The organism is Streptomyces aureocirculatus, assembly GCF_000720475.1.
Classification (GTDB): domain Bacteria; phylum Actinomycetota; class Actinomycetes; order Streptomycetales; family Streptomycetaceae; genus Streptomyces; species Streptomyces aureocirculatus.
On sequence record NZ_JOAP01000039.1, the window covers coordinates 1 to 25,644 of the forward strand.

Genomic DNA, 25,644 nt, shown 5'->3' on the forward strand with positions numbered 1-25,644 from the left:
AGCCTCACAGCGCCGATGGTACTGCAGGGGGGACCCTGTGGGAGAGTAGGACGCCGCCGAACTAATTTTGATAAGAAGCCGTACCCCCGAGTTCCGACTTGGGGGTACGGCTTTTTTGCGTTGCACTCCCAATCGGCGAGGTGCCCCCTATTGGCGTGCGTTCAGGCAGGCGTTGAGCCGAGCGGCCTGACGCGTCAGATGAGCGCGCTCGGCAAGATTCGATGCCTTCTCGGCCGCCTCGGCATACAGCCGTGCCGCCAACGCCACATCGCCGTCGCGCTCATGCAGATACGCCGCCACCGCGGCACGACGGGGCAAGGAACCATCCAGCGCGGCGAGCGCCGCCAGGCCGGCGCGCGGGCCGTCGGCCTCACCGACGGCCACCGCCCGGTTCAGCCGGACGACGGGACTGTCGGTCAAGCGCACGAGCTCGTCGTACCACTCGACGATCTGCACCCAGTCGGTCTCCTCGGCGACGGGCGCGTCGGCGTGGAGAGCCGCGATAGCTGCCTGTGCCTGGAACTCACCCAGGCGGTCGCGGGCGAGAGCCGTCTGCAGGATCTCGATGCCCTCGGCGATCGACCTGGTGTCCCACAGGCTGCGAACCTGCTCGGCGAGCGGCACCAGACCCCCGTCCGGCGCGGTCCGGGCGGCACGCCGGGCATGGTGGAGCAGCATGAGAGCGAGCAGCCCCGCCACCTCGGGGTGGTCGATCGAAGCCGCCAACTGACGGGTGAGGCGGATGGCCTCGGCGGCGAGGTCGACGACGCCCGAATAGCCCTCGTTGAAGACCAGATACAGGACACGCAGCACGGTGGCGACGTCTCCGGGCTTGTCGAAGCGCACACCGGAGACAGTGCGCTTGGCGCGGCTGATGCGCTGCGCCATGGTTGCCTCGGGCACCAGATAGGCCTGGGCGATCTGGCGGGTGGTCAGGCCGCCCACGGCGCGCAGAGTCAACGCGACCGCGGACGACGGCGTCAGCGAGGGGTGGGCGCACAGGAAGTAGAGCTGAAGCGTGTCGTCCACCGAGGGCGTGGGCCCGGGCCCAGGCTCCTCGTCGACGAGGTCCTCACGCCGGCGGCGGGCGACGTCAGCCCTGGTCGCGTCGAGGAACCGGCGCCAGGCCACGGTGACCAGCCAGCCCTTGGCGTCCCGTGGCCGGTCGGTGGGCCAGACGCGGACCGCCTCGACCAGCGCGTCCTGGACGGCGTCCTCGGCCGCCGCGAAGTCGGCTCCGCGGCGGACGAGGATGCCGAGCACACTCGGCGTGAGGCTCCGGAGCAGGGTGTCGTCCACTTCGGCAGTCAATGCGTCGTCACTCCGTAGCCGCTCCGTGCGGGTGGTGGGGCCGCTACTCCGTGATGGTGGGCGGCGCGGTGAGGAACGGACGCAGCTCCAGCCACTCGTGGATGGGCTTCCCGCCCGCACCGGGGGCGGCCGACAGCTCCCCGGCCAGCTCGACGGCACGCTCGTAGCTGTCGACGTCGATCACCATCCAACCGGCGATGAGGTCCTTGGTCTCGGCGAACGGGCCGTCGGTGACCGGCGGGCGGCCCTCGCCGTCGTAGCGGACCCACGTGCCCTCGGGGGCCAGCGCCTGGCCGTCGACGAACTCGCCGGTCTTTTCGAGCCGGGCCGCGAAGTCGTTCATGTACTGCACGTGAGCCGAGATCTCCTCCGGCGTCCACTGGTCCATGCGGACGTCGTTCACCGCGGCCGGGGCGCCGCGGTAGTGCTTGAGAAGCAGGTACTTGGCCATGGCGTTCTCCTCGGGCTTGTGCGACCCATTTTCGTCGCGTTCACAGCGGGGACGGAGCCAGTCACCGGTTCTCGACATCGCTGCCGAGATCTTTTTTTCGGAAGCTTGCGGATGACGGGAGTGAGCCGTCCGCGCGCCGGGCTCAGAGGCGGCCCGCCGCCTTCATGGAGAGATAGGCGTCCGCCAGCGAGGGGGCCAGGTCGTCGGGGGTAGCGTCCACGACCGTCACGCCGTGCCGGGTGAGGTGTTCCGCGGTACGGCGGCGCTCCGCCTGGGCCTGCGCCGCGGCCGCGGCGTCGTACACGGCCTCCGCGGAACCCCGGGCCCGCGCCATCTCCGCGATGTGCGGGTCGGCGACCGAGGCGACCAGGACCGTGTGGCGCTGGGTTAGCCGGGGGAGCACCGGCAGCAGGCCTTCCTCGATGGGGGCCGCATCCAGGCTGGTGAGCAGCACGATCAGGGAGCTGCGGGGAGCGGCGCGCAGCGCGGTGGCGGTCAGGCCGCGGGCGTCGGTCTCGACGAGTGCGGGCTCCAGCGTGGCCAGGGCGCTCACCAGCGAGGGCAGGACATCGCCCGCCGCCTTGCCCTGGACCAGGGCGCGTACCCGGCGGTCGTGGGCGAGGAGGTCCACGCGGTCACCGGCACGTGAGGCGAGGGCCGCGAGGAGGAGGGCCGCGTCCATGGACGCGTCGAGGCGCGGGGCGTCACCGACACGGCCCGCCGAGGTGCGGCCGGTGTCGAGGACCAGGAGGATGTGGCGGTCGCGTTCTGGGCGCCAGGTGCGGACGGCCACCGCGGACTGGCGGGCGGTGGCGCGCCAGTCGATGGAGCGGGTGTCGTCCCCGGGAACGTACTCGCGCAGGCTGTCGAACTCGGTTCCCTGACCGCGGATCAGGACGCTGGTGCGGCCGTCGAGTTCGCGCAGGCGGGCCAGTTTGGACGGGAGGTGCTTGCGGCTGGTGAAGGGCGGCAGGACACGGAGCGTCCAGGGCACACGGTGGCTGCCCTGCCGGGTGAAGAGGCCGAGGGGGCCCCGCGAGCGGATCGTGACGCGGTCGGCGCGGTGGTCGCCGCGACGGGTGGGGCGCAGACGGGTGGTGAGGCGGCGGCGCTCTCCGGAAGGGACGTCCAGACGGTTCCTGGAAGCGGACACCTCGGTGCCCGGTTGCCAACTGCTCGGGGGCCAGGCGTCACGGAGTTCCGCGCGCAGCGGACGGTTGGTGGGGTTGGTGACGGTGAGCTGGATGTCCGCGGGCTCGCCGAGGCGTGTGGTGGTGTCACCGGAACGGGTGAGACGCAGTCGGCGTACGGGAGCGGCGCGGGCGAAGTCGTAGGCGCAGGCCAGGGCCAGCGGGGCGTTGACGGCGAGGAAACCGGTCCAGGACGGTGCCACGACGCCCACAGGGAGCGAGCCGAGGGCCGCGAGGAGGGCGGTGCGGCCGGTGACGGGCATCAGCGGGGTACCGGGACGTGCGCGAGGATCGCGGTGATGACGGAGTCGGCGGTCACGCCCTCCATCTCGGCCTCGGGCCGCAGTTGCACGCGGTGGCGGAGCGCGGGCAGGGCGAGGGCCTTCACGTCGTCGGGGATGACGTAGTCGCGGCCCGTCAGCCAGGCCCAGGCGCGGGCCGCGGAGAGCAGTGCCGTGGCTCCGCGCGGGGAGACGCCGAGCGTGAGGGACGGCGATTCGCGGGTGGCGCGGCAAACGTCGACTACGTAGGCGGTGATTTCGGGAGAGACGGCTGTCTTGGCGACGGCGGCGCGGGCCGCTTCCAGGTCTTCGGGTCCCGCCACGGGGCGTACGCCGGCGGCGCGCAGGTCGCGCGGGTTGAAGCCGTCCGCGTGCCGTGTCAGGACGTCGATCTCGTCCTGCCGGGAGGGGAGCGGGACCGTCAGCTTCAAGAGGAAACGGTCGAGCTGGGCTTCGGGAAGGGGGTACGTGCCCTCGTACTCGACCGGGTTCTGGGTGGCGGCGACCAGGAACGGCTCGGGCAGGGGGCGCGGTGTGCCGTCGACCGTGACCTGGCGTTCCTCCATCGCTTCGAGGAGGGACGACTGCGTCTTGGGCGGGGTGCGGTTGATCTCGTCGGCGAGGAGGAGGTTGGTGAACACCGGGCCCGGCTGGAAGGAGAACTCCGTGCTGCGGGCGTCGTAGACGAGGGATCCCGTGACGTCGCTCGGCATCAGGTCGGGGGTGAACTGGACGCGTTTGGTGTCGAGTTCGAGGGAGGCGGCGAGGGCCCGTACGAGCAGGGTCTTGGCGACGCCGGGGACGCCTTCGAGCAGGACGTGGCCGCGGCAGAGCAGGGCCACGACGAGGCCGGTCACGGCGGGGTCCTGGCCGACCACGGCCTTGGAGATCTCGGTGCGCAGGGACTCCAGGGCGGAGCGGGCGCCGCCGGAGCTCCCGGCGTTGTCAGTGGTCGGGTCCATCATGAACCACGTACCTCACTTTCGAGGGCGTCGAGTCGGTCGACGAGGGCGGTCAGGCCCGCGTCGTCGCCGGGTGGCGGGCCGAAGAGGAGAGCGTGCGGGTCCTGGCCGGGGCTGTGCAGTCGGCCTGCCAGGGCGGGCAGGAGCGCTTCGGGCGTATGGGCCCGGGCGGTGGGGACGCCGACGAGGGGGGCGAGCCGGGTGCGGGTGGCCGAGCGAAGAGCCGCGGCGGCGCGGTCGCGGGCGTTGGCCTTGCGGTAGAGGCGGGCGCGGCCTTCGGCGGTCTCGGAGGCGCGGATTGCGACGGGGAGTTTCTCCGGTACGAGGGGGCCGAGGCGGCGCGCGCGCCACAGGGCCGCGAGGACGGCGGCGACGGTGAGCTGCAGCCTGCCCCAGAGCCAGCCGGACGGGATCAGGTCGAAGAAGCTGTCGTCGCCGTTGTCGGCGGTGCCGTCGAGCGCGTCGTCGGAGAGCGAGGGGAGGTACCAGACCAGATGGGGGCGCGAACCCAGGAGTTGCAGGGCGAGCGAGGCGTTGCCGTGCTCGTCGAGGCGGTCGTTGAAGAGGATGTCGGGGGCACCGAGGATGACCGTGTCCCCGCGCGAGGAGGGCTCCGAAGGGCCCTGGGAGCCCTTGCGAGGCGTGTGCTCGGCGTTGCTCTTCGGGGAGCTCGCAGCGTTGTCGCCGGTCTTCGAAGGGGCGTCCTTGTCGGTCGTCGCCGGGAGGTGCAGGAGGCTGGGGAGCCCGTCGTCGAGGTAGCAGGCCTCGGCGCCGGGGACGAGCGTGTCGTAGCGGACGCCACCCACGTCCGCGGAGCCGGCGCGGCGGGCCGCGGGCAGGGCGCAGTCCGGGGAGAGCGTCGAGTCGAAGCTGGCCGCGGGGTCCGCGGTGACCCCGGGGGCGAGTTTCGACACCGAGGGGGAGCCGGGGGCGACGAGGACCGTGCGGCCGCCGGAGCCGACGGTGGCGTCGTGCAGACGGGACTGCCTGCCGTCGTCGAGCAGGTCGGGATCGGTCACCAGGAGGGTGGTGTCGGGGCCCGCGGCGTCCCCCGCCTCCTTGACGGTGGTCACGACGCGCGTGGACACCCCCCGGTCGGCGAGGAGTTCGGCGACGGCGCGGCTGCCCTGAGGGTCGGCCGAGCGGGGGTCGAGACGGCCGTGCCGGTCGCCGGAGCGGACGGCCGCGATGGCGACTGCGGCCACCAGGAGGACGACGACGGCAAGGGCGATGCCACGCGAGCGGGTCCACAGCTCCCGGGAGGTGGGGGCGGTGGAGGTGGACGAGGTTCCGGAGTCCGGGGGCTGCGGTGTCCGGGTGTCCTGCGCGGGGGGCAACTGCGCCTGGCCCACCGGAGCCTCGGGCGGGGGTGCTTGGGCCGGGGGTGTCCGGGTCGGCGGTGGGGATTCCGTCATCGGATCGCCCCCCAGGATGCGCCGTCGGACGGGGCGTCGGGCGCGCGGGTGAGGAGCGGCTTGGAACGCTCCAGGTCGTGGTCCAGGTCGGCGAGCGTGCGGTACGAGGGCTCGGTGGCCGTACGGCCTCCGTACGTCACGTCGTCGAACTCCCGGGCGGCGGCGTGCAGGCGGTCCGTGTGGTCGGGGAGGGCGCGGGAGGCCTCCGCGGCGGCCTCGTCCGCGGTGCGGCCGGGGCGCGGGTCGAGGAGTGCGCGCTCCTCCAGGGAGCGCACGACGGCCCGCATCCGCTCCTGGAGGGCCTGGTTCCAGTGGCCCTGGGCGGCGTGCGCCTCCGCGGCTGAGCGGTGCTCGGCTGCGCTGCGCGGGCGGTCGTCAAAGAGCGCCGCCGAGCCGGCGGGGGCACGGCGTGGGGTGCCGAGGCGCCACCACAGGGCCACGGCCACCGCCACCACCGCGAGGCCGATGACGAGGAGGCCCACCGTGCCGCCCGGCGCCGCGCCCGAAGCCGCCGAGAACAAGTCGTCGACGAACTCCCAGAAGCGGTTCAGGGCGCGCTGCATGAGGCTCGGGTCGTCCTCGTGGTACCTCGGCTCGGACAGCTCGCGCTCGGCCGCCTCCCGCGCGGGGTCGCGCGGGATCGTCACCGGAGGTTCGTCTCCGGCGCGGGGCAGCCGTGAGACCGCGCCGAGCATGCCGAGAACCGCCCCCACCGGCGTCACCGCATCAGCTCCCCGGTGTGCCGGAGGCGTCGTGGCCCGGCACGCCGGCGGCGCGGGCGAGTTCGAGGTCGAGGGCCTCGCGGCGGATCCGCTGGTCGATGTAGAGCAGCACGGTGACCCCTGCGGTGATCGGGAACGTCAGCATGGAGCCGATCACCTGTCCGACGCCGCTCACGATCAGGAAGGTCCAGCCGACGTCGCTGCCGCTCGCGTCGAGCAGGTTGGAGACGCTGTCACCGCTGAGCGCGCCCGCGATGAGCGTGAACGGGATGACGATGATCGACGCGACGACGTTCGCGATGACCGCGGCGAGCAACTGGATGCCGAAGACCCGCCACCAGGAGCGGCTGACCAGCTTCCCGGATCTGGCCATCGCCTTCTTCACGCCCTGCTTCTCCAGCATCAGCGCGGGCGAGGACAGCGAGAGGCGGACCATCAGCCAGATGGCGACGACGCCCGCGGCGATGCCGCCGATCACGGCGAGTGCGACACCGGCGTTCTCGGCCCCGGCGACGGCGATCAGGACACCGGGCAGGGTGCCCGCGGCGACGATGCCCACGGCGATGAGCGGGAGCAGGAGCGTCAGGCCGATCAGCTTCCCGAGCAGCGGCCGGGAGTCGTTCCAGGCCTCCGCCGTGGTCACGGACTTCCCCAGGACGGCGCGGCTGGTGACCATGGTGAGCAGGGCCGTCGCGACGATCGTGCCGAGGAGGGTGATCACGAGGACGGCGCCGGAGCTCAGCAGCGTGTCCCAGAGCGCGCGCGTGACCTCGCCGGTGGTGGCGCTCGGGTCGTCGAGCGCTTCGGTGTCGGCCGCGTCGTTGAGGACGAGCCCCTGGAGCAGGACGACGAGGACTTCCGTGACGACGGCGACGGTCAGCGAGATACCGAGGACCGTGCGCCAGTGGGTGCGCATCGTGGAGACGGCGCCGTCCAGGATCTCGCCGACGGCGAGGGGACGCAGCGGAATGACGCCGGGCTTGGCGGCGGCGGGCGGGCCCTGCCAGTTGCCCCAGCCACGGTAGGGGCCGCCGGGCCCGTTCTGGCCGCTGCCCCAGCCGGGGCCGCCTGGACCGCCGGAGCTGCCGGGGCCCGCTCCCCAGCCCTGGCCGGGGGCCGGGGGCGGCGGCGGGTTCTGGCCGGGAACGGGCGCACCGGGCGCGGACCACTGGGCGGGCGGCGGCTGCTCCTTGGACCACTTCGAACCGGAGCCGTTCGGCTGGTCCGCAGGCTCGTCGGACCCCTTCTTGTCGGGGCCGGGTTCGTCGGGCCCCTTCTTGTGGGGGTCGGGTTCGTCGGAGGGGGCGGATCCGGGCGAGGCCCAGCCCGGAGTGTCGTTCATCGTCGCTCCTTCACAGTGCCCGTCCGCGGTCGCGGCGGCAGGTTGGCAGCCATCGTGCCACGGGGTGGTCGCCCCGGGACCCGGCGCGGTGGCCGCCAACCTGCCGCCGCGACCGTGTGCTGTCTGGGCTGCGCACCTTCTATTGTCCGTCGGGTAGCGGGCAGACTGGGCGGATGGCTGATCACTACGCGCAATCCGGCGAGTCCGTACGGCCGTCCGCGTCCCCGGCGGCCCCGGTGCCACCCGGGGCCTCTCCACGGGCCACCCTGTCCGGGGTCCCCGCGATCCGCTGGGACGAGCCCCCGGAGGGGCCCGTCATCGTCCTCCTCGACCAGACCCGCCTTCCGGCCGAGGAGAGCGAGCTGGTGTGCACGGACGCACCCGCCCTGGTCCAGGCGATCAGGACGCTCGCCGTGCGCGGGGCTCCGGTGCTCGGCATCGCCGGGGCGTACGGCGTGGCGCTCGCCGCGGCCCGCGGCTTCGACGTGGACGAGGCCGCCGACGCCCTCGCGGGTGCGCGGCCCACCGCGGTCAACCTGGCGTACGGCGCGCGCAGGGCCCAGGAGGCCCACCGCGCGGCCGTGGCCCAGGGCGCGGACGAGCGGGGGGCGGCGGCCGCGGCCCTCGCCGCCGCGCGGGCGCTGCACAAGGAGGACGCCGAGGCCAGCGCGCGGATGGCGGTGCACGGCCTGGCGCTGCTCGACGAGCTGATGCCGGGCGGCGGGCACCGGGTCCTCACGCACTGCAACACCGGGGCGCTGGTCTCCGGCGGCGAGGGCACGGCGTTCGCGGTGGCGCTCGCCGCGCACCGCCAGGGGCGGCTGCGCAGGCTGTGGGTCGACGAGACCCGGCCGCTGCTGCAAGGCGCCCGGCTGACGGCGTACGAGGCGGCGCGCAACGACATGCCGTACACGCTCCTGACCGACAACGCCGCGGGTTCGCTGTTCGCGTCCGGTGAGGTGGACGCCGTGCTGATCGGCGCGGACCGCATCGCGGCCGACGGTTCGGTGGCCAACAAGGTGGGGAGCTATCCGCTCGCGGTCCTCGCCCGGTACCACCACGTGCCGTTCATCGTGGTGGCGCCGGTGACGACGGTGGACCCGGGCACCCCGGACGGGGCCGCCATCGAGGTCGAGCAGCGGGCGGGACACGAGGTGACGGAGGTCATGGTGCCGTTCGTGCCGGTGGCCGGAGCGGAGGCGGGAGGGGGGATAGCCGTGGCGCCGCTGGGGACGCAGGCGTACAACCCGGCGTTCGACGTCACCCCGCCCGAGCTGGTGACGGCCATCGTCACGGAGGGGGGCGTCGTGTCGCCCGTGACGGCTGAGGGTCTGGCGGAGCTGTGCGCCAGGTCGGGTCAGGTGACGATCGGCTGAATCGGCCAGTAGGGGCTTTTTCGGCCCCGCCGACGGAAAACGGTCTCTCCGCCTGTGCCACGGGGTGGCGGAGAGGGCCGCGGGCAGAGGGGCCGTGGCGACGAGCTCGGCACCAGTCGGCGAACATGGGTGCACGGCGGCGGGCACATGCGGTTAACCGTGCTGGTCAGTGACCTATCTCACCACCGTGTTCGCTGCCGTTATGAGAATGGGATGATGTCAGGCATGAAGGGACGAGTCCTTGTCGTCGACGACGACACCGCACTGGCCGAGATGCTCGGGATTGTGCTGCGTGGTGAAGGTTTTGAGCCGTCGTTCGTAGCTGACGGCGACAAGGCGCTGGCTGCCTTCCGGGAGGCCAAACCCGATCTGGTGCTCCTCGATCTGATGCTTCCCGGTCGGGACGGCATCGAGGTGTGCCGTCTGATCAGGGCGGAGTCCGGAGTGCCCATCGTCATGCTCACGGCCAAGAGCGACACCGTGGATGTGGTGGTCGGCCTGGAGTCGGGAGCCGACGACTACATCGTCAAGCCGTTCAAGCCCAAGGAGCTGGTGGCCCGCATCCGTGCGCGCCTTCGCAGGTCCGAGGAGCCCGCGCCGGAGCAGCTTGCCATCGGTGACCTCGTCATCGATGTGGCCGGGCACTCCGTGAAGCGGGACGGGCAGTCGATCGCGCTGACGCCGCTGGAGTTCGACCTGCTGGTCGCGCTCGCCCGCAAGCCGTGGCAGGTGTTCACGCGTGAAGTGCTCCTCGAGCAGGTCTGGGGCTATCGGCACGCGGCCGACACCCGTCTGGTGAATGTGCATGTGCAGCGGCTGCGTTCCAAGGTCGAGCGGGACCCCGAGCGGCCGGAGATCGTCGTGACCGTCCGTGGCGTCGGTTACAAGGCCGGACCGAGCTGACGTGTCCCGGGACAGCTCCTCTCCGGCGCCCGGCGAACCGGGAGCGCGGCCGGGGCGGGCTGTACGGCCGCCGCGGCGGGGGCCCCGCTTCGGGGCGCTCGTCGACAGCGGTCTGATGCTGCAGGGCGGCGTGCAGGGCAGCAGCCCCCTGCTGCGGCTCTTCACACGCTGGGTGCGCCGCCCGCTGCTGCCGATGATGCGGCTGTGGCGGCGCAACATCCAGCTCAAGGTCGTCGTCACGACCCTCCTGATGTCCCTCGGAGTGGTGCTCCTTCTCGGCTTCGTCGTCATGAGCTCGGTGAGCAACGGACTGCTCAAGGCCAAGGTGAACGCGGCGCAGAGCCAGGCCGACGGTGGTTTCCGGGCCGCCCAGGAGCAGGCGAACAGCGCCCACCAGTCCGCCGCCCAGGGCGTCGACGCATCCGACGGCCCCACCGCGCAGAACGCCGCCGTGTGGCTGTCGGAGCTGGTCGAGCAACTGGCGAGCGGCGGCCAGAACGCCTTCTACGTAGTCACGCTCAGCTCCAACGCCAGTGACGGCGGCAGCGTGCGCGGACCGCGTGCCTCCGGTGGCGTGAACCCGATCCAGAGCGTGCCCGAGGAACTGCGCGAGCGGATCGACGGCGGCACGCTCGCGTACCAGAGCAATACGCGCATCGACTTCATCGACCACCGTGCCTCGCAGCCCGGCCTGGTGATCGGCAAGCAGTTGAGCGACAACAACGGCGACTCCTACCAGCTCTACTACCTCTTCCCGCTGACGCAGGAGGAGGAGTCGATGAACCTGGTGCGCGGCACCCTCGCCACGGCAGGCCTCTTCGTAGTGGTGCTGCTCGGCGCCATCGCCTGGCTGGTGGTGCGGCAGGTCGTGACGCCCGTACGGATGGCCGCGGGGATCGCCGAGCGGTTGTCCGCCGGCCGCCTCCAGGAGCGGATGAAGGTCACCGGAGAGGACGACATCGCGCGCCTCGGGGAGGCCTTCAACAAGATGGCGTCGAACCTCCAGCTCAAGATCCAGCAGCTTGAGGAGCTGTCGCGGATGCAGCGGCGGTTCGTCTCCGACGTGTCGCACGAGCTGCGTACGCCGCTGACGACCGTACGGATGGCGGCCGACGTCATCCACGAGGCGCGGGTGGACTTCGACCCGATCACGGCCCGCTCGGCGGAGTTGCTCGCCGATCAGCTCGACCGCTTCGAGTCGCTGCTCGGGGACCTCCTGGAGATCAGCAGGTTCGACGCGGGCGCGGCGGCCCTGGAGGCCGAGCCGATAGACCTGCGCGAGGTGGTGCGCCGCGTGGTCGGCGGGGCCGAGCCGCTGGCGGAGCGCAAGGGCACACACATACGCGTCGTCGGCGACCAGCAGCCCGTGGTCGCCGAGGCGGACGCACGGCGCGTCGAGCGGGTGCTGCGCAACCTCGTCGTCAACGCCGTGGAGCACGGCGAGGGCAAGGACGTGGTGGTGCGCCTCGCGGCCGCGGGCGGCGCTGTCGCCGTCGCGGTACGGGACTACGGGGTCGGCCTCAAGCCGGGCGAGGCGACCCGGGTGTTCAGCCGCTTCTGGCGGGCCGACCCGGCACGCGCGCGTACCACCGGCGGTACGGGCCTCGGGCTCTCCATCGCCCTTGAGGACGCCCGCCTGCACGGCGGATGGCTACAGGCCTGGGGCGAGCCGGGCGGCGGCTCGCAGTTCCGGCTCACCCTGCCGCGTACGGCGGACGAGCCGCTGCGGGGTTCGCCGATACCGCTCGAACCCGACGACTCCCGCCGCCTGCGCACCCTGAACGGCGCGGGGCTCCCGGTCGGTGACGGCCCCAAGCGGGCCACAGTGCCCCATCAGGCGCCCCCGGGCCGGGTACCGCCCCCGGTGCCCGCCAAGGCCCCCATAGCGCCCAGGCTGGCCCGTGCGGCCGCACTGGACGTCGACCCCACCGCCCTGCCGGGCAATGGGGCACGGGTGGTGCAGCGGCAGGCCTGGGAGGAGTCGGGGGCCAGTACCCATGGCAGTGCGCACGCGGGGGCGAAGGATGCCCCGCAGGGCGGTGGCGGCGGCGCGACCGCGGGAACGGATGCGGCTCCCGACACTGATGCCGCTTCCGGCACCGATGCGGCTCCCGGCACGGATGCGGCTCCCGGCACGGAAACTGATGCGGCTCCCGGCACGGAAGAGGAGGCCTCGCGTGGGTGGTGAGGGTCAATTGCGGGGGCGCGCGCGTCGGCTGCGCGCCGGTCTTGTGCTCGCCGCGTGCGGCACGCTGATCGCCGGCTGCGCCTCCATGCCGGACGAGGGCAACATGAAGAAGGTCGAGGCCTCGCAGCGCCCCGACTCGCAGTCCCAGGTGCGGGTCTACGCGATGCCGCCGCCCGAGGACGCGGGTGCCGTGGACATCGTCCAGGGCTTCCTTGAGGCGCTGACCAGCGACGACCCCGACTTCGCCATCGCCCGCAAGTACCTGACGAAGGAAGCGTCCAAGAACTGGCACCCGGAGCGCTCCACCACGGTGCTCGCCGACGGCCCGAACACGGTCGCGGACAACGTGGGCAACAGCAACGAGGGTGAGCGTACGTACTCGCTGACCGGCCGCAGGCTCGCGACGGTCAACGCACAGCGGGCGTACCAGCCCGACTCGGGGACCTTCAAGCAGGCCATCCACCTCACGCAGCAGAACGGGCCGAACGGCGGGGCGTGGCGCATCGACGCGCCGCCCGCGGGTGTCGTCCTCGGCGAGTCCGACTTCGAACGCAATTACCAGGCCGTCAACAAGTACTACTTCGCGTCGCCTCCGAAGGGCCTCGGTCCGGCCCGGCAGGTGGGCGCCCAGCAGGGGCTCGTCGCGGACCCCATCTACGTACGCCAGCGCATCGATCCGTTGACCGAGACGGTGAAGGCTCTCCTCGAAGGGCCCAGCAACCGGCTCGACCCGGCGGTCCGCACGGCGGTCCCGATGGGCGCGCGCCTTGCCCCCGACGCCAAGTCGCTGACGCCCGACGACAAGAACAAGCTCGTCGTGCCGTTGAACGCGCGGGGGGACTCGCTCGTTCACGATCAGTGCACGCAGGTGGCCGCCCAGCTCCTCTTCACGCTGCAGGACCTGCCGTCCTCCGGAGTCGAGCAGGTGGAGCTGCAGCAGCGGAACGGCTCGCGGCTGTGCGTCCTCGGCAAGGACCGTGCCGAGACCGTCGCGCCGCACCGTACGGCGGACCTTCCGGCGTACCAGTACTTCGTGGACGACAAGCGGCAACTGGTGCGGATGCCCGGCAACGCGGGCAGTGACGCCGGGCCCGAGCCGGTGACCGGGCCGTTCGGCGACGGCGAGCAGCCGCTGCGCTCGGCGGCGGTCTCGCGCGACGAGGAGCGAGCGGCCGGGGTGTCGCTCGACGGGCGGCGGCTCTTCACCTCGTCCGTGGTGTCGAAGGGGCCGCTCGGCAGTCCTGAGCTGCGTTCGCGTGCCAAGTCGGAGAAGGACGGCTTCTCGACGCCGAGTTGGGACGGTCGCGGCGACCTGTGGGTGGCCGACCGGGATCCGCGGCGGTCGCGGCTGCTGTGGCTGGCGGCGGGTACGGGCGAGCCGGTGCAGGTGAGGGTGCCGGATCTGGACGGGCGTATCGAGGCGGTGCGGGTCGCGGCCGACGGGGTGCGGGTCGCGTTGCTCGTGCGCAAGGACGGCAAGACGTCACTGCGCATCGGCCTGATCGAATGGGCCGAGGGCAAGGGCGGGCAGCCCGACATCTCCGTCGTCGAACTCCTGGAGGCCGCCCCGCAGATGGAGGAGGTGACCGCCATGTCCTGGGCGGGCGTCAGCCGCCTCGTGGTGGTCGGTCGCGAGTCCGGCGGTGTGCAGCAGATGCGGTACGTCCAGTGCGACGGGTCCGCGCGGACGGGGGCGACGCTGCCCGGCCTCACCGGAGTGAAGGAGATCGCCGCCTCCGAGGACGAGCGGCAGCCGCTGGTGGCGCACTCCGACGACGGCATCGTCCGACTGCCGTCCGGCGCGCAGTGGCAGACGGTGGTCAAGGAAGGGCGCACGCCGGTCTATCCCGGGTGAGGGCGTTTCTATCCCGGGTGAGGGCCTTCGCCCCCGGCGAGGCGGTCTCCCTCGGGCCGTCGGACTCCCCGCAAGCCTGCTCCGCCGCAGGTCGAACAGAGTGTGACGAGTTATCCACAGGCGGTTGTCCACAGGGGTGGCAGCGGGGTGGGCGCGTTGGCACAGTGGGGACATGCGGGGGTGGTGGCGGGACCTCACGGATCTGGTGCTGCCGGTCGACTGCCCCGGCTGCGGGACACCGCGGGTGGCCCTGTGCGCCGGGTGCCGGTCCGCGCTGTGCGGGGCGTCGCCGCGCAGGGTGCGTCCGGATCCGCAGCCGCGGGGTCTGCCGGCGGTGCACGCTGCCGCGCCGTACGGGGGAGCGGTGCGGGCGGTGCTGCTCGCGCACAAGGAGCGGGGCGCGCTGCCGTTGGCCGAGGTGCTCGGTGAGGCGCTCGCGGGTGCGGTGCGGGCCGCGTTGCGGGGCGCGGGCCAAGTCGGTGGCGGTCCTGTGCTGTTGGTGCCGGTGCCCTCCGCGCGACGGGCCGTGCGGGCGCGGGGGCACGACCCGGTGCGCCGGTCGGCGCTCGCGGCGGCGGGGCGGTTGCGGCGCGCCGGGCTGCCGGTGAGCGTGCTGAGCGTGCTGCGTCAGCGGCGTGCGGTGGAGGACCAGGCGGGGCTCAACTCCCGGGAGCGGCAGATCAATCTGTCGGGGGCGCTGGAGGTGGCGCCGGGGGCCGGGCGGCTGCTGCGGGGCGCGGCGCGGATCGTGGTCGTGGACGACCTGATGACGACGGGTGCCTCGCTGGCTGAGGCGGCCCGAGCATTGAGGGGCGTATGTGGCGTACACGGGGTAGGGGATGAGCGAAGAAGCACGACGGCAGGCGTGACGGGAGCACAGGTGGCGGCGGAGCGCCAGAGGGATAACCGGCCAAGCTGCGATCGCGGGGACGGCCGTGGGCGCCGGACCCGGAAAGCCCTCCCGGCCAGCGAAATGCCTCGCTCGGACACCATCCTTGCCGCAGTCGTCGCTGCGTCTCCGGTTTCTTTCGAAATAAACCGGAACTGAACGGAGAGTTTCATCGTTGCAGGTAGTGAGAAGGCCTATCCACCCGAATGGAGGTACGTGTCAGTAGAGGGTGACGACATCCGTCCGGGCGAGATATGTTCGGTTGTGAGGAAAGGCGGACACCGCCCCTCGCATATCGGAATGCCGACCTCTGGGTTTTCTGCCATCACCCGGGGACGGTGGGTGGAGATCTTGCCCATGGGGGAGGAGGAGGTGGAAGTCACCGAGTCCGAGGCTCCGGGAGTTTCCAGGAGTCTGGTGCAAGAGGGAGATACTCCGCCGAAGCAGCGGAGCGATCCGGGAACGGAGTTCTGCGTGGACATCGTCGTCAAGGGCCGCAAGACAGAGGTGCCCGAGCGGTTCCGCAAGCACGTGGCCGAGAAGCTGAAGCTGGACAAGATCCAGAAGCTCGACGGCAAGGTGATCAGCCTCGACGTCGAGGTGTCCAAGGAAACCAACCCGCGTCAGGCCGACCGTTCCGACCGTGTGGAGATCACCGTCCGGGGGCGCGGGCCCGTGATCCGCGCGGAGGCCTCGGCAGCAGATCCGTACGCGGCGCTCGACCTGGCCACGGCCAAGCTCGACGCGTCGCTGCGCAAGCAGCACGAGAAGCGGCACAACCGGCGCGGCGCCGGCAGGCTCACCGCCGCCGAAGTGGCCGACCGGGTCCCGGACGCGGCGCATCTGAACGGGGACGGCAGCCTGGTCCGCGAAGAGGAGCCCGAAGGCGTGCCCACCACCAGGATCGGCTCCCTGGAGATCCAGGGCGAAGGGCCCCTCGTGGTGCGCGAGAAGACCCACGTCGCGGCGCCCATGACCCTGGACCAGGCGCTGTACGAGATGGAACTCGTCGGACACGACTTCTATCTGTTCATCGACTCCGAGAGCAAGGAACCCAGCGTCGTCTACCGACGGCACGCCTACGACTACGGCGTCATCCGCCTCAACACCGACCCCATGGTCGCCAAGGCCCAATCGGCCGGTGGAGGCAGTGCCCTCGGCGGCTGACAGCCGCTGAGGCGCCCGTCGGAGCGCACGGGCCGGTGCCCCTGGAGCGCATGTGCGCCCCCAGGGGCACCCGCGTGCGACCACTGCGGGCACGACCGGGGGGCCGGGCATGGAATCATGGGCGCGACGGCTCAACCCACTTGACTCTGCCTAGGGTTGGCGCAGCCGAGGCAAGAGACGGGCCCTGGCCTTCAGGGGGAGGAACGATGGCGGACAGCTTCGGACCGATGCGGAGCGAGGGTGCCGGTGACGGCATCGGCATCGGCACGGACGCGGGCGCCCCGCGCAAGGAGCCCATCCGGGTCCTTGTCGTGGACGACCACGCGCTCTTCCGCCGCGGCCTGGAGATCGTCCTCGCCGCCGAGGAGGACATCCAGGTGGTCGGGGAGGCGGGTGACGGCGCCGAGGCCGTGGACAAGGCCGCCGACCTGCTGCCGGACATCGTGCTCATGGACGTACGGATGCCCAAGCGCGGCGGTATCGAGGCGTGCACCTCCATCAAGGAGGTGGCCCCCAGTGCGAAGATCATCATGCTGACGATCAGCGACGAGGAAGCGGATCTCTACGACGCCATCAAGGCGGGCGCGACGGGCTATCTCCTGAAGGAGATCTCGACCGACGAGGTGGCCACGGCCATTCGCGCGGTCGCCGACGGGCAGTCGCAGATCAGCCCGTCGATGGCGTCCAAGCTGCTCACGGAGTTCAAGTCGATGATCCAGCGCACGGACGAGCGCCGTCTGGTGCCCGCGCCCCGGCTGACCGAACGCGAGCTGGAGGTGCTCAAGCTGGTTGCCACGGGGATGAACAACCGCGACATCGCCAAGGAGTTGTTCATCTCCGAGAACACCGTGAAAAACCATGTGCGCAACATCCTGGAGAAGCTGCAACTGCACTCCAGGATGGAGGCCGTGGTGTACGCGATGCGGGAGAAGATCCTCGAGATCCGGTGAGCCGGTGCGGGTGCCGATGCCGGTGCGGGTGCGGCGCGGGTCAGCTCACCGCGCGGATCAGGTCCGCCGTCAGCTCGGGGCGGTCGACGCGCTCGATGCGTACGGAGTCGCAGCCCACCCACTGCGCTGCCTCCAGGAGCGCCTGCGCCACCCCCCGCACCGCCTTGGGGCCGTCCAGGGACACCTGCTTGGCCACCAGCGTGCGCCCCTCGCGGGCGGGGTCCACGCGGCCCACGAGCCGACCGCCCGCGAGCACCGGCATCGCGAAGTAGCCGTACACCCGCTTGGGCTTGGGGACATACGCCTCCAGGCGGTGGGTGAAGCCGAAGATCCGCTCCGTGCGCGCCCGCTCCCAGATCAGCGAGTCGAAGGGTGACAGGAGCGTCGTGCGGTGGCGGCCGCGCGGGGGCGTGGCCAGCGCCTGCGGGTCGGCCCAGGCGGGCTTGTCCCAGCCCTCCACGGTCACCGGGACCAGGCCCGAGTCCGCGACGACGGCGTCGAACTGCTCGCCCTTCAGGCGGTGGTAGTCGGCGATGTCCGCGCGCGTGCCCACGCCCAGGGACTGCCCCGCGAGGCGGACGAGGCGGCGCACGCACTCCGCGTCGTCCAGGTCGTCGTGCAGCAGGGCGTCCGGGACGGCGCGCTCCGCGAGGTCGTACACCCGCTTCCAGGAGCGGCGCTCCGTGCACACCACGTCGCCGTACATCAGGGCGCGCTCGACCGCGATCTTGGAGTCGGACCAGTCCCACCACTCGCCCTTGTTCTTCGCGCCGCCCAATTCCGTGGCCGTCAGCGGGCCTTCGGTGCGGAGCTGCTTGATCACCTGGTCGTACGCGCCGTCCGGCAGGTGGTGGTGCCAGTGCGGGCGGGCGCGGTAGGCGCGGCGGCGGAAGGCGAAGTGGGGCCATTCCTCGATGGGGAGGATGCAGGCGGCGTGCGACCAGTACTCGAAGGCGTGGGTGTCCGTCCAGTACGCCGACTCGACGGTGGTGCGGCCCACGGGGCCCAGGCGGGCGTACGGGATCAGTTCGTGCGAGCGGGCCAGGACGGAGATCGTGTCGAGCTGGACCGCGCCGAGGTGGCGCAGCACGCCTCGCACTCCCGACCTGCGGTCCGGGGCGCCCAGGAAGCCCTGGGCGCGCAGGGCGATGCGGCGGGCCTCGTCTGCGGAGAGGGTGGTTGTGGGGTGGTGGTGCGTGCTCGGTCCGCTCTGCTTGCTCGGCGTGCTCGGCTTGCTCCTCATGGGCGGAACGATAGGGGGAGGCACTGACAGTGGGGGTGTGCGGGCGGGGGGCTGGGGGTGTGCCTGGGTGCGGGTGGGTGTCCTCGCGGGGCGCCCCAGGCCCGCCCCTTCCCGAAACCAGGGGCCTGCCGCCCCTGGACCCCCGCCTCATCGGCCTTCGGCCTTGTCCTCAAGCGCCGGACGGGCTGAGGAAAGCTCGGCCTTCGGCCTCGTCCTCAAACGCCGGACGGGCTGGTTTTGGGCGGGAGGTAGGGGTGGGGGGAGGGGAGGTCCAGGTCTGTGGGGAGCAGGGAGGCGATCCAGGTGTCGCGGAGGGTGCCCTTGTTGAGCAGGCCCGCTCGGAGGGTGCCCTCTACGGTGAAGCCCGCCTTCTCGGCTACCGCGCGGGACGCTGTGTTGCCCACTTCGGCACGCCATTCCAGGCGGCTGCAGCCGAGGCGGGTGAAGGCCCAGTGGGCGAGGGCGTGGACGGCCTCCGTCATGTAGCCGCGGCCCCGGTGTTCCTTGCCGGTCCAGAAGCCGACCTCCCAGCAGCCCGCGCGCGGGTGGTGCAGGCTGGTCGCGGCGAGGAGCGGGCCGCCCGCACGGGGACGCACGGAGAAGGTGTACTCCGAGTCGAGACGCCAGCCGTCGGGCACCATGCGGCCGATGAAGCCCTCCGCGTCCGCGCGCGCGTACGGCGAGGGCATCGTCGTCCAGCGCTGGATCTCGGGGTCCTGGCAGGCCGCGTACACCTCGTCGGTGTCGGCCGGGGAGAAGGCGCGCAGCAGCAGGCGCTCGGTGGTCAGGGTGACGGGCTCCATCGGCCGATTCTGCTGCGGGCGGACGAGGCGGCGCCAGCTTTTTGTGTCCGCGCGGCCGCCGTTCCGGGCCTGCGGCGCTCGGAACGCGGGGCAGCGGGGCGGCCGCAGGAGTCGCCCGCCGGCGCGGATTCCCGGGCTCGGAGCGGCACCTTCACGAGTGCCCGTCCGTTGACGACATGGCAGACCTCCCGGGGCGGCCGGGTCCTCGCATACGATGGCCGTTGCCCGACGAGTAAAACCGACCGTGCCAGGCCCGACCGGCAAGGAGACCAACCCCCGTGTCCGTCCTCTCGAAGATCATGCGTGCAGGCGAAGGCAAGATCCTGCGCAAGCTGCACCGCATTGCGGACCAGGTCAACTCCATCGAAGAGGACTTCACCGCCCTCTCCGACGCCGAGCTGCGCGCGCTGACCGCGGAGTACAAGGAGCGGTTCGCCGACGGCGAAACCCTCGACGACCTGCTGCCCGAGGCCTTCGCGACGGTGCGCGAGGCCGCCAAGCGCGTCCTCGGCCAGCGTCCCTACGATGTGCAGCTCATGGGCGGCGCCGCCCTGCACCTCGGCTATGTCGCCGAGATGAAGACCGGTGAGGGCAAGACGCTCGTCGGTACGCTGCCCGCGTATCTGAACGCGCTCTCGGGCAAGGGCGTACACCTGATCACGGTCAACGACTATCTGGCCGAGCGCGACTCCGAAATGATGGGCCGCGTCCACAAGTTCCTCGGCCTGAGCGTCGGCTGCATCCTCGCGAACATGCCACCGGCCCAGCGCCGCGAGATGTACAACTGCGACATCACGTACGGCACGAACAACGAGTTCGGCTTCGACTACCTCCGCGACAACATGGCGTGGTCGAAGGACGAGCTGGTCCAGCGCGGCCACAACTACGCGATCGTGGACGAGGTCGACTCGATCCTCGTCGACGAGGCCCGGACGCCGCTGATCATTTCCGGCCCCGCCGATCAGGCCACCAAGTGGTACGGCGACTTCGCCAAGCTGGTCACCCGCCTCACCAGGGGCAAGCCCGGCGAGCCCCTCAAGGGCATCGAGGAGACCGGGGACTACGAGGTCGACGAGAAGAAGCGCACCGTCGCCATCCACGAGTCCGGCGTCGCCAAGGTCGAGGACTGGCTGGGCATCGACAACCTCTACGAGTCGGTGAACACCCCGCTCGTGGGTTATCTGAACAACGCCATCAAGGCCAAGGAACTCTTCAAGAAGGACAAGGACTACGTCGTCATCGACGGCGAAGTCATGATCGTCGACGAGCACACCGGCCGTATCCTCGCCGGCCGCCGCTACAACGAGGGCATGCACCAGGCGATCGAGGCGAAGGAAGGGGTGGACATCAAGGACGAGAACCAGACCCTTGCGACCATCACCCTCCAGAACTTCTTCCGGCTCTACGGCAAGCTCTCCGGAATGACCGGTACGGCCATGACGGAGGCCGCCGAGTTCCACCAGATCTACAAGCTGGGCGTCGTGCCGATCCCGACGAACCGGCCCATGGTCCGCGCCGACCAGTCGGACCTGATCTACCGCACCGAGGTCGCCAAGTTCGCCGCCGTCGTCGACGACATCGCGGAGAAGCACGAGAAGGGCCAGCCGATCCTGGTCGGCACCACCTCCGTGGAGAAGTCCGAGTACCTCTCGCAGCAGCTCTCCAAGCGCGGTGTCCAGCACGAGGTCCTGAACGCCAAGCAGCACGACCGTGAAGCGCCGATCATCGCCCAGGCCGGTCGCAAGGGCGCCGTCACCGTCGCCACGAACATGGCCGGACGAGGCACCGACATCAAGCTCGGCGGCAACCCCGACGACCTCGCCGAGGCGGAGCTGCGTCAGCGCGGCCTCGACCCCGAGGAGCACATCGAGGAGTGGGCTGCCGCGCTGCCCGCCGCCCTGGAGAAGGCCGAGCAGGCCGTGAAGGCCGAGTTCGAGGAGGTCGTCGACCTCGGCGGGCTCTACGTCCTCGGCACCGAGCGGCACGAGTCGCGCCGTATCGACAACCAGTTGCGCGGCCGTTCCGGCCGTCAGGGCGACCCCGGCGAATCCCGTTTCTACCTGTCGCTCGGTGACGACCTGATGCGCCTGTTCAAGGCCCAGATGGTCGAGCGCGTGATGTCGATGGCCAACGTCCCCGACGACGTGCCGATCGAGAACAAGATGGTGACGCGCGCGATCGCGTCCGCCCAGTCGCAGGTCGAGCAGCAGAACTTCGAGACGCGTAAGAACGTCCTGAAGTACGACGAGGTCCTCAACCGCCAGCGCGAGGTCATCTACGGCGAGCGCCGCCGCGTCCTGGAAGGTGAGGACCTGCAGGAGCAGATCGTGCACTTCATGGACGACACCATCGACGCGTACGTCTCCGCGGAGACCGCGGAGGGCTTCGCCGAGGAGTGGGATCTCGACCGGCTGTGGGGCGCCTTCAAGCAGCTCTACCCGGTGAAGGTCACCGTCGAGGAGCTCGAGGACGAGATCGGCGACCGCGCGGGTCTGACGGCCGAGTTCATCTCCGAGGCCATCAAGGACGACGTCCACGCGCAGTACGAGGCCCGTGAGGCGCAGCTCGGCTCCGACATCATGCGTGAGCTGGAGCGCCGGGTCGTGCTCTCCGTCCTCGACCGCAAGTGGCGCGAGCACCTCTACGAGATGGACTACCTCCAGGAGGGCATCGGCCTGCGGGCCATGGCGCAGAAGGACCCGCTGGTCGAGTACCAGCGCGAGGGCTTCGACATGTTCAACGCCATGATGGACGGCATCAAGGAGGAGTCCGTCGGCTATCTGTTCAACCTGGAGGTCCAGGTCGAGCAGCAGGTCGAGGAGGTCCCCGTGTCCGACGCGGCGCCCTCCCTCACCAAGGACGGCGCGCAGGACGCGGTTCCGGCCGGCGCCCCCCGCCCGGAGATCCGCGCCAAGGGCCTCGACGCCCCGCAGCGCCCCGACCGCCTGCACTTCCAGGCGCCGAACGCCGAGGGCGGTGTCGACGAGGGCGACTTCACGACCAGCGACCAGCCGGCCGGTGCCACGACGGCCTCCGGCGACGGCATGACCCGCGCGGAGCGGCGCAAGGCCCAGAAGGGCGGGCGTCGCCGCAAGAAGTAGCGGTTCTGCGCGTGGCGTGAGGCTTCGAGCGGCACAGGGCTTCGCGAGGCGTAGGGCTTCGCGAGGCGTAGGGCTTGAGCGCGGGCCGGGTACCTGTGGGTGCCCGGCCCGCGCTTTGTCGTTCGCTGTCGGCGGCCCTGTCAGTGCCGGCGGATGCCTGGCCCCGCGACCTCCACCGCCGTGCAGCGCCAGCGCTCGTCGTCGCCCAGGTGCAGGCGGAACGCGAGGGCGCGCAGCGCGGGGCCCGCGCCTACGCGGGCGAAGACCTCGAAGACACCCGGGCGCACCTCGTAGTGGCCCACGCGCTGTACGGCGGGGCGGTGGCCGCCGACGGAGCGCAGCGGCAGCAGCTCGGCGAGCCGCACCAGGTCGTCGTACGCGGTGTGAGCGATGTGGCGCGCCACCGCGTGCACCGGACGCTGACCGCTGAGCACCAGGAGCAGCAACTCGGTGAAGAGCTCGGCCGGGTGCGGGGGTGGCTGGGCGGGGATGCGGCGTGGACTCGGGCGGCGAGGGTCGGTACGGCCCGGTGGGCGGCTCGTGGGCGGGCGGGTCGCCGTGGGGCGGGGGGCCGCGGGGCGGCGGGGCCTGGTCATGATCTTGCGGAGCGTGGGCGACGGGGCTTTGCGGGTTGTGGCGGGGCGCCTGGAGCCGGTCGGGGGCATGGGTTTGGGCGTGGCTGTCGGTGTGGGCGTGGTTGTCGGTGCGGTTGGGGTCTGCGTCTGGGGCTGGATCTGGGGCTGGGTCTGGGTCTGGGTCTGGGGCTGGGGCTGGCGCATATGGGGGTTCCAGTTCCGTTCGCTGGTGTGTGGTGAGGGCGGAGGCTGCGGTGGTGGCCTCGGGGCCCCTTGCTAGTACCGGTGGGTAACTTTTGTGCTGGGGATCTTGTACGGCCGCGGAGGCGGGCGGGGCAACGGCTTCGAGCGGGCCCGGGGCGTGCGCGGCGGTTCACTCATCAGGGTGAGCGGAGGGGTGCGCGGGGCCGCGGGCGCGGGGGAGGAGCGGGTGACGGCGTGGACCGGGGTGGACGCGGGGGCCGTGCCGGGCGGCAGCTCGAAGGGGGACGCGCGCACGTATCCTGGAAGCCCGTCCCGGGAGTCCTGGAGGCCCCTCCCGGACGCCTTCGCGACTACGAAAGCGGCCAGTCATGCGCGTGTACGTACCCCTGACCCTGCCCCGTCTCGCGCAGGCGCACGAGGCCGGTGAGCTGGGGCCCGGACCGATGACCGCGTACGCCGTGACGCCCGCGCTGCGCGAGTGGTATGTCTCGGACGACATCGAGGAGCTGGAGTACGCGGCCCTGAACCGGGCGGCGCTCGCCTCCCTGCGGCTGCTCGCCGGTGAGCCGGGGGCCGCGCGGCGCCGGGTCGTTCTCGCGGCGGACGTGCCGGACGGGACGGCCGTCGCCGACCCCGACCGCGGTCTCGACCAGGGCGCGCTCGGCGAGGTGCGGATCGCGGGCGCGCTGCCGCTGGCCAAGGCGGCCGCCGTGCACGTGGACTCCGGGGACGCGGAGGCCGACGTCACCGCTGCGGCGGACGCGCTGGGGGCCGCGGACCACGGGGACGACGACGCGCGGTTCGTCGTCGACGGGGCCGAGGACCACGAGCTGCTCTGGTACGCCACGCAGGAGATCCCGAACCTGATCGGGGCCCAGGACTAGCCCGAACCTGGTCGGACCCCGGACCCCGGACCCCGGGCCCAGGACCCAGCGGTCGCTCTCGGCTGCGGGAGTTCCCCGGCCGCGGGGTTCCTCGGATGTGTTGTCGGTGGCGCCGGGTACGGTCTTTCGCATGGGGAAGCAGCGGCGCGGGGCGCACATCGTCTGGGACTGGAACGGGACTCTTCTGCATGACATCGACGCGGTCATAGGAGCGACGAACGCGTCGTTCCAGGAGATCGGCCTGGAGCCGATCACCCTGGAGCGGTATCGGGAGCTGTACTGCGTTCCGGTGCCGTTGTTCTACGAGCGGCTGATGGGGCGGTTGCCCACCGAGGACGAGTGGCTCGTGATGGACGCCGTCTTCCACAAGCACTACGGGACGCGGGTGGACACGTGCGCGCTGGCCGAGGGGGCGGCGGAGCTGCTCGCGCTGCGGCAGGCGGAGGGGCGTACGCAGTCGCTGCTGTCGCTCGCTCCGCACGAGCAGCTCGTGCCGTTGGTGCGGCGGCACGGGATCGCGGAGCGGTTCGTGCGGATCGACGGGCGTGCGGATGCCTCCCATGCCGGGAAGGCCGAGCGGATGGTCCGGCATCTTGCCGAGCTGGCGGAGGTTGCTGTCGAGCAGGTCGTCGTCATCGGGGACGCGGTGGATGATGCTCGGGCCGCGGCTCATGTGGGGGCTCGGGCCGTGCTTTATACCGGTGGGTCGCACAGTCGGGGGAGCCTTGAATCGGCGGGAGTTCCCGTCGTTGACAGCCTCGGGGAGGCCGTGGAGACCGCGGAGCGGTTGGTCGCCTGAGCTTTGCGGTGCTGCGTGCCGCGTGCCGCGTGCCGTGTCCCGTCCGGGGGGTGCCCCTCCGCCCACACAGGCGGTGCCCGGCGGTTGGGGCTGTGCCCACCCTCCCCCAAGCTCTCGGCTCCGCTCGAGCAGGAAGGTACCCCCCTCGCCCCTGGCGGACCAGTTGCCCACAGCGGGGGGCGGGCCAGTTGCACGCAGGGGGCTGCGGGGCAGGGGGGCCGGGGGGAAGGTTATGTGACCGGGGCCTTTGACCTCAGTACTGTCAAGAATTCGCGCATCCAGCCGGAGTGATCCGGCCAGGCCCTGGACGAGACCAGGGTGCCGTCGACCACCGCCTCCGCGTCCTGGAAGGTGGCCCCGGCCGCCTGCATGTCGAGTTCGAGGGCCGGGTAGGCCGTGACCCGGCGGCCCGCGAGGCCGCCCACGGCCGCGGTGAGCAGGGGGCCGTGGCAGATCTGGGCGACGGGCTTGTCGGCGTCGAAGAAGGACTTGAGGACCTTGCGGAGCTCCGGGTCGTTGCGCAGGTACTCGGGGGCGCGGCCGCCGGGGACGACGAGGGCGACGTACTGACCCGGATCCACCTCGGAGAAGGCCAGGTCGGCAGGCCAGGTGTAGCCGGGCTTCTCCGTGAACGTGTCGAAGCCGGGCTCGAAGTCGTGCACCACGAACTGGAGCGTCTTGCGGGCGGGGGCCGCGATGTGGACGTCGTAGCCCTCCTCGCGCAGGCGCTGGTAGGGGTAGAGGACCTCCAGTGACTCCGCCGCGTCACCGGTGACGATCAGGATCTTGGGTGCCATGGTGTTCGCTCCCCGAGTCGGTCGCGTATCCGCGTACGGGACGGCGCGCGGTGCGATGCGTGCCCTCACGCGTGCGGTGCGGTGCGTGCCCTCACGCGTGCGGTGCGGTGCGTGCCCTCACGCGTGCAGTACCGTGCGCGCCCTCACGCGTGCAGTACGGTGCGTGCCCTCACGCGCGCAGTACGGTGCGTGCCTTCACGCTCAACGTGCATCGCCCCGCGCCGTTTGCCAAGGGT

At 71.7% G+C, this 25,644-nt stretch carries 21 protein-coding genes; 10 read left to right on the top strand and 11 right to left on the bottom strand.

Annotated elements, in window-relative coordinates; genetic code table 11:
* Positions 1-147: 147 nt before the first annotated feature.
* The 7 genes from IG78_RS0129480 to IG78_RS0129510 form a co-directional block, all read right to left on the bottom strand.
* Entirely contained in the window at positions 148-1,299 is a 1,152-nt protein-coding gene (locus IG78_RS0129480) for an RNA polymerase sigma factor (protein WP_030568564.1), read from the bottom strand.
* A gap of 55 nt (positions 1,300-1,354) precedes the next feature.
* The gene (locus IG78_RS0129485) at positions 1,355-1,762 is read right to left on the bottom strand and encodes a YciI family protein (RefSeq protein ID WP_030568566.1); all 408 of its coding nucleotides are present in this window, start codon (positions 1,760-1,762) and stop codon (positions 1,355-1,357) included.
* Positions 1,763-1,904: 142 nt separating this feature from the next.
* Complete coding sequence (locus IG78_RS0129490; RefSeq protein WP_030568568.1) at positions 1,905-3,215, bottom strand: DUF58 domain-containing protein; 1,311 nt, start codon at positions 3,213-3,215, stop codon at positions 1,905-1,907.
* Positions 3,215-4,195 carry an AAA family ATPase gene (locus IG78_RS0129495; protein WP_404827778.1) on the bottom strand — a complete coding sequence of 327 codons (981 nt, stop codon included), beginning with the start codon at positions 4,193-4,195 and terminating at the stop codon, positions 3,215-3,217. The genes IG78_RS0129490 and IG78_RS0129495 overlap by 1 nt, the downstream gene beginning before the upstream one ends.
* Entirely contained in the window at positions 4,195-5,610 is a 1,416-nt protein-coding gene (locus IG78_RS0129500) for a DUF4350 domain-containing protein (protein ID WP_030568572.1), read from the bottom strand. Before IG78_RS0129500 ends, IG78_RS0129495 begins: the two co-directional genes overlap by 1 nt.
* The gene (locus tag IG78_RS0129505) at positions 5,607-6,305 is read right to left on the bottom strand and encodes a DUF4129 domain-containing protein (protein ID WP_037686690.1); all 699 of its coding nucleotides are present in this window, start codon (positions 6,303-6,305) and stop codon (positions 5,607-5,609) included. The genes IG78_RS0129500 and IG78_RS0129505 overlap by 4 nt, the downstream gene beginning before the upstream one ends.
* 31 nt (positions 6,306-6,336) lie before the next feature.
* Positions 6,337-7,674 (bottom strand): glycerophosphoryl diester phosphodiesterase membrane domain-containing protein, encoded by a 1,338-nt coding sequence (locus IG78_RS0129510; RefSeq protein WP_030568576.1) that lies wholly within the window; start codon positions 7,672-7,674, stop codon positions 6,337-6,339.
* A gap of 173 nt (positions 7,675-7,847) precedes the next feature.
* Between IG78_RS0129510 and mtnA the strand changes: the two genes are divergently transcribed.
* The 7 genes from mtnA to IG78_RS0129545 all read left to right on the top strand — a co-directional run bounded on the left by mtnA (position 7,848) and on the right by IG78_RS0129545 (position 17,002).
* Positions 7,848-9,050: an S-methyl-5-thioribose-1-phosphate isomerase gene (mtnA, locus tag IG78_RS0129515; protein ID WP_030568577.1), complete on the top strand. Its 1,203-nt coding sequence runs from the start codon at positions 7,848-7,850 to the stop codon at positions 9,048-9,050.
* 213 nt (positions 9,051-9,263) lie between these two features.
* Complete coding sequence (gene mtrA / locus IG78_RS0129520) at positions 9,264-9,953, top strand: two-component system response regulator MtrA (protein ID WP_189176211.1); 690 nt, start codon at positions 9,264-9,266, stop codon at positions 9,951-9,953.
* Between the two features lies 1 nt (position 9,954).
* Complete coding sequence (mtrB, locus tag IG78_RS0129525) at positions 9,955-12,141, top strand: MtrAB system histidine kinase MtrB (protein WP_037686683.1); 2,187 nt, start codon at positions 9,955-9,957, stop codon at positions 12,139-12,141.
* Positions 12,131-13,996, top strand: coding sequence for an LpqB family beta-propeller domain-containing protein (locus tag IG78_RS0129530; protein WP_030568582.1), 1,866 nt, complete (start codon positions 12,131-12,133; stop codon positions 13,994-13,996). The genes mtrB and IG78_RS0129530 overlap by 11 nt, the downstream gene beginning before the upstream one ends.
* 172 nt (positions 13,997-14,168) lie before the next feature.
* Positions 14,169-15,044 (top strand): ComF family protein, encoded by an 876-nt coding sequence (locus tag IG78_RS0129535; RefSeq protein WP_030568584.1) that lies wholly within the window; start codon positions 14,169-14,171, stop codon positions 15,042-15,044.
* A 315-nt stretch (positions 15,045-15,359) separates the two neighbouring features.
* Positions 15,360-16,052: a ribosome hibernation-promoting factor, HPF/YfiA family gene (gene hpf / locus IG78_RS0129540; protein WP_030568586.1), complete on the top strand. Its 693-nt coding sequence runs from the start codon at positions 15,360-15,362 to the stop codon at positions 16,050-16,052.
* Positions 16,053-16,258: 206 nt separating this feature from the next.
* Positions 16,259-17,002, top strand: a complete 744-nt coding sequence (locus IG78_RS0129545) for a response regulator (RefSeq protein ID WP_030568588.1) — start codon at positions 16,259-16,261, stop codon at positions 17,000-17,002.
* Positions 17,003-17,042: 40 nt separating this feature from the next.
* Here IG78_RS0129545 and IG78_RS0129550 read toward each other — a convergent pair whose 3' ends face one another.
* Complete coding sequence (locus IG78_RS0129550) at positions 17,043-18,245, bottom strand: winged helix-turn-helix domain-containing protein (RefSeq protein WP_051853038.1); 1,203 nt, start codon at positions 18,243-18,245, stop codon at positions 17,043-17,045.
* Positions 18,246-18,460: 215 nt separating this feature from the next.
* Positions 18,461-19,048, bottom strand: coding sequence for a GNAT family N-acetyltransferase (locus IG78_RS0129555; protein ID WP_030568592.1), 588 nt, complete (start codon positions 19,046-19,048; stop codon positions 18,461-18,463).
* A 278-nt stretch (positions 19,049-19,326) separates the two neighbouring features.
* On the opposite strand from IG78_RS0129555, the gene secA reads away from it, so the two are divergent.
* Positions 19,327-22,149: a preprotein translocase subunit SecA gene (gene secA / locus IG78_RS0129560; protein WP_030568594.1), complete on the top strand. Its 2,823-nt coding sequence runs from the start codon at positions 19,327-19,329 to the stop codon at positions 22,147-22,149.
* 140 nt (positions 22,150-22,289) lie between these two features.
* On the opposite strand, the gene IG78_RS51715 is transcribed toward secA, so the two are convergent.
* The gene (locus tag IG78_RS51715) at positions 22,290-22,745 is read right to left on the bottom strand and encodes an Rv3235 family protein (protein WP_225882271.1); all 456 of its coding nucleotides are present in this window, start codon (positions 22,743-22,745) and stop codon (positions 22,290-22,292) included.
* 551 nt (positions 22,746-23,296) lie between these two features.
* On the opposite strand from IG78_RS51715, the gene IG78_RS0129570 reads away from it, so the two are divergent.
* Both IG78_RS0129570 and IG78_RS0129575 read left to right on the top strand, forming a co-directional pair.
* The gene (locus tag IG78_RS0129570) at positions 23,297-23,812 is read left to right on the top strand and encodes a DUF6912 family protein (protein WP_030568598.1); all 516 of its coding nucleotides are present in this window, start codon (positions 23,297-23,299) and stop codon (positions 23,810-23,812) included.
* A 130-nt stretch (positions 23,813-23,942) separates the two neighbouring features.
* Positions 23,943-24,611, top strand: coding sequence for an HAD family hydrolase (locus tag IG78_RS0129575; protein WP_030568600.1), 669 nt, complete (start codon positions 23,943-23,945; stop codon positions 24,609-24,611).
* A gap of 230 nt (positions 24,612-24,841) precedes the next feature.
* Here IG78_RS0129575 and IG78_RS0129580 read toward each other — a convergent pair whose 3' ends face one another.
* Complete coding sequence (locus IG78_RS0129580) at positions 24,842-25,408, bottom strand: DJ-1/PfpI family protein (RefSeq protein WP_030568602.1); 567 nt, start codon at positions 25,406-25,408, stop codon at positions 24,842-24,844.
* Positions 25,409-25,644 lie beyond the last annotated feature (236 nt).

What these genes read in the sequence shown, in the direction of transcription:
- IG78_RS51715 (WP_225882271.1), bottom strand. Translation starts at nt 22,745, where the DNA reads ATGACCAGGCCCCGCCGCCCCGCGGCCCCCCGCCCCACGGCGACCCGC.
- IG78_RS0129490 (WP_030568568.1), bottom strand. Translation starts at nt 3,215, where the DNA reads ATGCCCGTCACCGGCCGCACCGCCCTCCTCGCGGCCCTCGGCTCGCTC.
- IG78_RS0129575 (WP_030568600.1), top strand. Translation starts at nt 23,943, where the DNA reads ATGGGGAAGCAGCGGCGCGGGGCGCACATCGTCTGGGACTGGAACGGG.
- IG78_RS0129485 (WP_030568566.1), bottom strand. Translation starts at nt 1,762, where the DNA reads ATGGCCAAGTACCTGCTTCTCAAGCACTACCGCGGCGCCCCGGCCGCG.
- IG78_RS0129545 (WP_030568588.1), top strand. Translation starts at nt 16,259, where the DNA reads ATGGCGGACAGCTTCGGACCGATGCGGAGCGAGGGTGCCGGTGACGGC.
- IG78_RS0129535 (WP_030568584.1), top strand. Translation starts at nt 14,169, where the DNA reads ATGCGGGGGTGGTGGCGGGACCTCACGGATCTGGTGCTGCCGGTCGAC.
- IG78_RS0129570 (WP_030568598.1), top strand. Translation starts at nt 23,297, where the DNA reads ATGCGCGTGTACGTACCCCTGACCCTGCCCCGTCTCGCGCAGGCGCAC.
- IG78_RS0129550 (WP_051853038.1), bottom strand. Translation starts at nt 18,245, where the DNA reads ATGAGGAGCAAGCCGAGCACGCCGAGCAAGCAGAGCGGACCGAGCACG.
- IG78_RS0129510 (WP_030568576.1), bottom strand. Translation starts at nt 7,674, where the DNA reads ATGAACGACACTCCGGGCTGGGCCTCGCCCGGATCCGCCCCCTCCGAC.
- mtrA (WP_189176211.1), top strand. Translation starts at nt 9,264, where the DNA reads ATGATGTCAGGCATGAAGGGACGAGTCCTTGTCGTCGACGACGACACC.
- IG78_RS0129580 (WP_030568602.1), bottom strand. Translation starts at nt 25,408, where the DNA reads ATGGCACCCAAGATCCTGATCGTCACCGGTGACGCGGCGGAGTCACTG.
- IG78_RS0129555 (WP_030568592.1), bottom strand. Translation starts at nt 19,048, where the DNA reads ATGGAGCCCGTCACCCTGACCACCGAGCGCCTGCTGCTGCGCGCCTTC.
- IG78_RS0129500 (WP_030568572.1), bottom strand. Translation starts at nt 5,610, where the DNA reads ATGACGGAATCCCCACCGCCGACCCGGACACCCCCGGCCCAAGCACCC.
- mtnA (WP_030568577.1), top strand. Translation starts at nt 7,848, where the DNA reads ATGGCTGATCACTACGCGCAATCCGGCGAGTCCGTACGGCCGTCCGCG.
- IG78_RS0129495 (WP_404827778.1), bottom strand. Translation starts at nt 4,195, where the DNA reads ATGGACCCGACCACTGACAACGCCGGGAGCTCCGGCGGCGCCCGCTCC.
- IG78_RS0129505 (WP_037686690.1), bottom strand. Translation starts at nt 6,305, where the DNA reads ATGCTCGGCGCGGTCTCACGGCTGCCCCGCGCCGGAGACGAACCTCCG.